We start from the raw sequence: 7707 nt of genomic DNA, 5'->3' as shown, positions 1-7707 counted from the left end.
GGGATCGTCGGGAAGACGCTTGCGCAGCAATTCGAGGCTGCCCAGCACCGCCATCAGGAGATTGTTGAAATCATGCGCGACGCCGCCGGTGAGCTGACCGATTGCGTCCATTTTCTGCGACTGGAACAAGGCTTCGCGGGTCTCCTGCAGCGCGCGCTCCGACCTTTTGCGCTCGGTGATATCGCGGGTTATCTTGGCGAAGCCCAGCAGCGTGCCATCGTCGGCGCGGATCGGATCGATGACGACGCTGGCCATGAACTTGCTGCCATCCTTGCGGAGGCGCCAGCCTTCCTTTTCGAATCTGCCGTCGCGCATCGCGGTTTCGAGCGCTGCTTGCGGGGCTCCCGCGCGCTGCTCCGGCTCGGTATAGAACCGCGAGAAATGCTGCCCGATGATTTCCCCGGCGCGGTAACCCTTGATCCGCTCCGCACCCGCGTTCCAGCTCGACACCAGGCCCTCCGGCGTCAGCATGTAGATCGCATAGTCGGTGACGCCCTGGACGAGGAGCCTGAACTGTTCCTCGCTTTGCCGGAGCTGCTCCTCGGCGAGCCGGCGCTCGGTCAGGTCGCGCGTGATCTTGGCGTAGCCGACGATATTGCCGGAAGCATCCTTGATCGGGTCGATGATCACATAGGCCCAGAACCGGCTGCCGTCCTTGCGGACACGCCATCCCTGGTTCTCGAATTTTCCTTCGCGGGCCGCGATTTCCAGCGCCCGTTGCGGCAAGCCAGAAGCGCGATCGGCCTCGGTATAGAAGCGCGAGAAATGCTCGCCGACGATCTCGGAGGCTTCGTAGCCCTTGAAACGCCGGGCGCCGGGATTCCAGCTCGATACGATGCCGTTGGGATCGAGCATATAGATGGCGTAATCGGTAATGGCCTCAATCAGCATGCGGTAGCGGCCATCGTCAGAAGCTGACGCGTTGAGCCGCTGATTCGGCTGCATTGAATACCCCCGGTTAAACGCCAACCCTGTAAAACCCGGCTGTGGCCGGATCGTTCCATTCAACCAGGGCTCCGGCCAGGCTTCAGTCGTTTCTTGCCACTGCCGTCAGCTTGGTCATGTTCTGGAGCAGGATTCGACCGCGCTGCAGATCGAGAATGCCATCCTTGCGCCAGAGCTGCAGCTGGCGGTTGACGCTTTCGCGGGCGGCGCCGACGAACACGCCGAGCTGCTCCTGCGAAATATGCACCTCGGAGCCGAAATCGGACGACAGCGCGCAGAGCCGGCGGGCCAGCCGCACCGGCAGCGGCTGCAGCATGGATTCCTCCATCCGCTCGCTCTGCCAGCGGATCCGCTGGCATAACAGCTGGATGATCTTGATCGCCACCTTGGGCTCGCGTTCGAGATGGCCGAGAAAATCCTCCCGCCGCAGCACGAATAATTCAGTCGGCTCGCCGGCGGTGGCGTCCGCGGTGCGGCTCTCGCCGTCGAGCACCGCGACCTCGCCGAACAGATCCCCCGGCCCCATGAAGTTCAGGGTCAGGCGGCTACCGTCCGATGCCCCGGTATCGATTCGGATCTGGCCGCGGCGGACGCCGTACAGGGCGTCGCCGGGATCGCCCTTCTGGAACAGCATCTCGCTCGGCCCGAGGTGCTGGGTGTGGCAAAGGCTGGAGATACGCTGCAATTCGTCGGAGCCCAGATCCGAGAACATGGGATTCATCTTCAGAATGACCGCAAATTCGGCCGCTTTACTCATGGCAATGCCTTCCAGAGAGGATTCGATATCGTCCAGACGGGCGTTAGCAAACCTTGCCCGGGGCGAAGTGTGTCATAAGTCACATATCTTTGCAGCACCTGCGGATTATTTTTGCTGGCTTTGAGCGGTTTCCCGTTCCGGGATAAGCTCGACAAGGCAACGGTCCGCGCCGCAACCGCCGGGCTGAGTTCGATTGCGGCTGGCCGATCTGGAATGACGACATGAGAGTACTGAAAATCGCCGGGGCCGCCATCGCCGCCATGATCGTGGTGGCCGCCTTGTTGCTGGTCGTCGGCGTGCCCTCGGGCTTCCTGACCTCGGAAATCCAGACGCGGGTCGAGCGCGAAACCGGCTACCGGCTGACCATCGCGGGCTCCAGCAAGATCGGAATCTGGCCGTCGCTCAACGTCACGCTGAACGATGTCACGCTGCAGGAACCGAAAGACCGCGACGGCGCCAGCCGCGTCACCGTCGGCAGTGTCCAGGCCGACATCACGCTGTCGAGCCTGTGGTCGGGCCGCCCGCAGGTCACCGAACTCGTCATCAGGAAACCGGTGCTGTATGTGCCGCTGCTGCGCGAACGATCGGGACAGCTGATCTCATCCGCCAGGCCGGCGGCCTCCTCCGGCGCTGCCGACCAGCCCACGATCGACCGCATCACGGTGACCGACGGCACGGTGGTGTTTTCCAGCCTGCGCGACCGCGTGGAAAATCGCATCGAGGGCATCAACGCCGAGGCCACCATCGGCGCCGACCGCAAGGTCAGGCTCACCGGCAGCGCCAAGATCAGCAATCGCCCCAACGATCGTCCGCTCAAATTCGACATCAACGCGACCGCGCCGGTGCCGCCGCTGGAGCGGCAGAACATTCCGGTCGAGATCGTGCTCGACGCGCCCGGCGTGCTGAAAACGCCGGTGTCGGCCAAGGCCGAAGTCCGGCTCAACGGTTCGACCGTGATGATCAACGGCCTGTCGGGCACGCTCGGCGAAGGCGCGTTCAACGGCTGGGCCTCGGTCGATCTTGCCAGCAAGCCGCTGGTCAAACTCGATCTCGATTTCCAGCGGCTCGACCTCGGCGGCGCCACGCCGCGCGGCACGGCCGGCGCGCAACCCTGGAGCAACGCGACCTTCGACGTCAGCGGTTTGAACTATGTCGACGCGCAAATTCGGATCTCCGCCGCCGAACTCACCGCCGGCGGCGCGCAATTCGCGCCGGCCGCGATCGACGCCACGCTCGCCAGCGGCGTGCTGAAGGCGCGGTTTTCCAATCTCGGCGCCTATGGCGGCCAGGCCAGCGGCGAGGTCACCGCGGATGCGTCGGCCGCCGAGCCAAGCTTCGCGCTACGCAGCGACCTTGCCGGCGTCCGCGCGCTGCCGCTGTTGAGCAGCCTCGCCGATTTCGACAAGCTCGACGGCAAGATGCAGGCGAAAATCGCGGTGCGATCCACCGGCGCCAGCCCGCGCGCCATCATGTCCAACCTCAACGGCACGGTGTTCACGGTCTTCCAGGACGGCGCCATCCGCGGGCTCAACGTCGCCAAGATGGTCCGCTCGCTGACCTCGGGCACGCTGTCGGGATGGCAGGAAGGTCCGGACCAGGCCACCGACCTCTCGCAATTGTCGGCCTCGTTCAAGATCGACAAGGGCCAGGCCGCCACCACCGACCTCAATCTGGTCGGCCCGCTGGTGAAGGTGACCGGCATCGGCACCATCGACCTCGGCACCAAGCAGATCGCGTTCCGGGTCGAGCCCCAGCTTGTCCTGACCACCCAGGGCCAGGGCCGCGCCGCCGATCCGGTCGGGCTCGGCATTCCCGTGATGATCGACGGTCCCTGGAGCGAGCCGCGGATCTATCCCGACATGGCCGGCATGCTGGAAAATCCCGATGCGGCCTATGCCAGGCTGAAGGAGATGGGCAAGGGCCTGTTCGGCAAGGACGGCGGCGGACTCGGCAGCCTTCTGGGCGGGCTGGGCGGCGGCGGGCAAGCCGGCGGTGGCACGGCTGGCGCACAAGCTGCGCCTGGTGGCGGACTGAACGACATGCTCGGCGGCAAGCTCGGTGAAACCCTGGGCAATCTGATCCAGCAGGGTCTCGGACAAGGCGGATTGGGGCAAGGACCTGGACAAAGCGGAGCTGGGCAAGGGGTTGGACAGGGCGGAGTTGCTCAACAACCGCCGGTGCAACGGCCCGGCCAGCCCCGCAGCCTCGCCACGCCGGCTTCTCCGGTGCCGGAGATACCGTCGGCGCCCACGCCGTCAAACGACGCGGTTCCGGGCGGCGTCCAGGACAGCCCGGCGATGAACGACGTGCTGCGGCAGCTGTTCAACCGCTGACGCTTACCCTCCCCTGGAGGGTAAGAACCCGAAATCGCGGCTAACCATGCTGGCGGCGTCTCCGGCCGGGACCGCCGAAATGTGCTAGACAAGGGCCGGCTGAGCGCAAACCCCGCGAGGGGGACGGCGCACGAGGGTCTGAATGAGCGCGGTCAAGGACAAAACCTGGTTTCTGCGCGAAGGGCTGTTCGCCAAATATGTGGTGTCGCTGGTCGGGCTGGTGGTGTTCGTGCTGGCGGTCAACGGCGCGATGGAGACCTGGATCAGCTATCGCGGCACCAGGGTCGCGCTGGTCGAGGCCATGGGCGAGAAGGCGGATGCCACCGCGCGGCGGATCGAGCAGTCGATCTTCGAGCTGGAGCGGCAGATCAGCTGGGTGACGCGCGCCAGTGCGACCGCGGCGAATCTCGACCGCACCCTGCAGCAGCGCCGCGCCGATTATGCCCAGCTCTTGAACCAGCTGGCGGCGGTGAGCCAGCTCACCTTCATCAGCGGCGGCGGCCGCGAATTGCTGCGGATGTCGCGCACCCAGGTGGTGACCGACAGCAATGCCGATTTTGCCCGCGACGTCCGTTTCATCGAGACCAACGCCAGGGGCGTCACCTTCGCGCCGGTCTATTTCGTCGGTTCCCGCCCCTTCATGTCGATCGCGGTGTCGCATTCCGGCGTCAATGCCGGCGTCACGCTGGCCGAGATCGATTTGCGTTTCCTCAACGATTTCCTCGGCGAGGCGCAGATCGGCAAGGTCGGCTACGCCTATGTGGTCGACGCGCGCGGCCAGGTGCTGGCGGGCTCGAAGGGCCCGGAGGTGGCTAGGGAATTGGCGAAGCTGCCGCAGGTCGCGACGTTGCTGAAACCGGACGGCGTGCCGCTGACCTCGGGCACCGGCTATGACGGCGAGGCGGTGCTGACGGCTGCGAGCGCCGTACCAAAACTTGGCTGGCAGGTGCTGTTCGAGCAGCCCACCGCGCAGGCGCTGGCGCCGATCCGCGATCAACTGGTGCGCAGCGCGCTGCTGATCGGGCTCGGCCTCGTGGTCGCGATCCTCGCCGGCACCGTGCTGGCGCGGCGGATGCTGATCCCGATCACGGCACTTAGGACCGGGGCGCGGCGGATCGGCGACGGCGATTTCAGCCATCGCATCGAGGTGCGCACCAGGGACGAGCTGGAGGAACTGTCCGACCAGTTCAACAGCATGGCCGGGCAGCTGCAGGAAACCTATGCCGGCCTCGAATCCAAGGTCGAGGCGCGCACCCGCGATCTGGCGCGCTCGATCAACGAGCTGAAGGTGCTGGAGGAAGTCGGCCGCGCGGTGGCCTCCTCGCTCGACCTCAATGCGGTGCTGCCGACGGTGGCGGCGCGCGCGCTGGAGATCACCCATGCCGACGCGGTGCTGATCTACGGCCACGACGCATCGAAACATCAGTTCAACCTCACCGAGGCGATCGGCATCGACAAGGCGGCCGGCGGCAAGCATCTCGTCATCGACGAGGCCGACAGCGTGCTCGGCGAGGCCGCGGCGCAGGGCGAGCCGATCGCGATTCCCGATCTTGCCGAAGCTGGCGAAAACCGGCTGCGCGATGTCGTGCTGGAGGCCGGCTTCCATTCGGTGCTGGTGGTGCCGCTGGTGGACCAGAAGGGCGTGCTGGGATCGCTGGTGGTGCTGCGCAAACTCGCCGGCGAGTTCTCGCCCGATCTGATCGGGCTGATGAAGACCTTTGCGCATCAATCGGTGCTGGCGATGCGCAATGCGCGGCTGTTTTCCGAAGTCGACGCCAAGGGCCGCGAACTCGCCTCAGCGCATTCCACCGTGCAGCAGCAGGCCGCCAAGCTGCAGGAACAGACCGACGAATTGAAGAACTGGAACAGGTCGCTGGAGGAGCGGGTCGAGAAGCAACTCGGCGAGATCGAGCGCATCCGCCGGCTGGAGCGCTTCCTGCCGCCGCAGGTGGCGCAGCTGATCGCCTCCTCCGACGGCCATGATTCGCTGCTCGACAGCCACCGCCGCGAGGTCACCGTGGTGTTCTGCGACTTGCGCGGCTTCACCGCCTTCACCGAGACCACCGAGCCGGAAGAGGCGATGAACGTGCTGCGCGAATATCACGCCGCACTCGGCGAACTGATCTTCCGCTACGAGGGCACGCTCGACCGCTATGCCGGCGACGGCGTGATGATCCTGTTCAACGCGCCGATCCAGTTTCCGGACCACGTGCAGCGCGCGGTGAAGATGGCGGTGGAGATGCGCGACGCCATCGGCGCGCTGAGCCAGAAATGGCGCAACCGCGGCCACAGCCTCGGCTTCGGCGTCGGCATTGCGCTCGGCTATGCCACGCTCGGCCAGATCGGCTTCGAGCAGCGGCTGGAATACGCCGCGATCGGCAGCGTCACCAACCTCGCCTCGCGGCTGTGCGACGAAGCCAGGGCCGGCCAGATCGTGGTCAGCCAGCGCGTGTTCGGCATGGTCGAGCCATGGGCCGAGGGCCGCCAGCTGGAGGACCTGACGCTGAAGGGATTCAACCATCCGATCCTGGCAGTGGAGATTTTGCGGTGGCGCGACGAGGGTGAAGTGGCGGCGGAAGCCGAGGCGCCGCGGCGGCGGCAGCAGCCGGTGTAGCAACACCCCACGCTGTCGTCCCTGCGAACGCAGGGACCCATAGCCACAGTGGTTGGCGATGGCGTGAAAGCCCTCCAACAGCGTCTTTCACGACAGGCGCCGCGGCGTATGGGTCCCTGCGTTCGCAGGGACGACGCTGAGAGGGTGCCGGGACCTCAACAAAAAATATCGAAAACAACCCCATGTACAGAACGGCTAGACTGGCGGCACGCGTCCCGGCACAAGATATAGTATGCGCTTCGGCTAGGCCGCCACCCGCGAGGCGGCTGCGGCGGCCAGCACCATCCCGGCGCATTTCTCGCCGATCATGATGGCGGGCGCGTTGGTGTTGCCGCTGATCAGCATCGGCATGATCGAGGCATCCGCCACCCGCAGGCCCTCGATGCCGTGCACCCGCAATTCGCTGTCGACCACGGCCATGGCGTCGGAGCCCATCTTGCAGGTGCCGACCGGATGGAAGGTGGTTTCCGCGTTGTGGCGCACCCACTCCAGCAGGTCCGCGTCGCTCTGGATCTGCGCGCCGGGCGCGATTTCCTCGCCGGTGATTTCCTTCAGCGGCGACGTCGCCATCAGTTCGCGGCCCTTGCGGATCGCGGCGATGACGCCGGCGCGGTCGTGCTCGGTGGACAGGAAGTTGAACCGGATGGCGGGCGGCGCCGCCGCGTCCGGCGACGTGATGTGGATCGAACCGGTGCTCTCCGAACGCAGCACGTTGACGTTCATGGTGATGCCCTGGCGTTTGGCGACCCGGCGCACGCCTCCGGCCATCTCGTACAAAAAGGGCAGGATCGAAATCGTCGCATCAGGCGTTTCCAGTCCCTCGCGGGTGCGAAAATAAATCCGGATCGGAACCGCGGTCGAGGCGAGGAAGCCTGTTCCGAACAGCGCGTATTTCAGGGCTTCCCGCGCCAGCCGCCAGCCGCGCGCATTGTCGTTGAAGGTGAGGTTGCGCTCCCGAATCGCGAATTTCACCCGCGGCGAATAATGATCGCGCAGGTTCTCGCCGACGCCGCGCAGCTCATGCAGCGGCGCGATGCCGAGCGCACGCAGGCGTTCGC

5 protein-coding genes are annotated in these 7707 nt (G+C 65.8%); 2 read left to right on the top strand and 3 right to left on the bottom strand.

Annotated elements, in window-relative coordinates; all coding sequences use genetic code 11:
* The coding region (locus Q8N40_RS15250; RefSeq protein WP_305712388.1) for a PAS domain-containing sensor histidine kinase at positions 1–945 on the bottom strand (945 nt) is incomplete at its 3' end.
* A gap of 82 nt (positions 946–1027) precedes the next feature.
* Complete coding sequence (locus Q8N40_RS15245) at positions 1028–1702, bottom strand: Crp/Fnr family transcriptional regulator (RefSeq protein WP_305320932.1); 675 nt, start codon at positions 1700–1702, stop codon at positions 1028–1030.
* Between the two features lie 221 nt (positions 1703–1923).
* Here Q8N40_RS15245 and Q8N40_RS15240 point away from each other — a divergent pair, with 221 nt between their 5' ends.
* On the top strand, positions 1924–4035 hold the full coding sequence (locus tag Q8N40_RS15240) for an AsmA family protein (RefSeq protein ID WP_305712387.1): 2112 nt from the start codon (positions 1924–1926) through the stop codon (positions 4033–4035).
* Between the two features lie 142 nt (positions 4036–4177).
* The gene (locus Q8N40_RS15235) at positions 4178–6649 is read left to right on the top strand and encodes an adenylate/guanylate cyclase domain-containing protein (RefSeq protein ID WP_305712386.1); all 2472 of its coding nucleotides are present in this window, start codon (positions 4178–4180) and stop codon (positions 6647–6649) included.
* 243 nt (positions 6650–6892) lie between these two features.
* Here the strand turns inward: Q8N40_RS15235 and Q8N40_RS15230 are convergent.
* Positions 6893–7707, bottom strand: an 815-nt coding sequence (locus Q8N40_RS15230; RefSeq protein WP_305712385.1) for a GMC family oxidoreductase, incomplete at its 5' end; no start/stop codon positions are given.

This window comes from Bradyrhizobium sp. (assembly GCF_030693485.1).
Classification (GTDB): Bacteria; Pseudomonadota; Alphaproteobacteria; order Rhizobiales; family Xanthobacteraceae; genus Bradyrhizobium.
This window is presented reverse-complemented; position numbering and strand designations above follow the sequence as displayed.

Bases quoted from the DNA above. Each gene is read 5' to 3' on its own strand.
- Q8N40_RS15235 (WP_305712386.1), top strand. From the start codon at position 4,178: ATGAGCGCGGTCAAGGACAAAACCTGGTTTCTGCGCGAAGGGCTGTTC.
- Q8N40_RS15245 (WP_305320932.1), bottom strand. From the start codon at position 1,702: ATGAGTAAAGCGGCCGAATTTGCGGTCATTCTGAAGATGAATCCCATG.
- Q8N40_RS15240 (WP_305712387.1), top strand. From the start codon at position 1,924: ATGAGAGTACTGAAAATCGCCGGGGCCGCCATCGCCGCCATGATCGTG.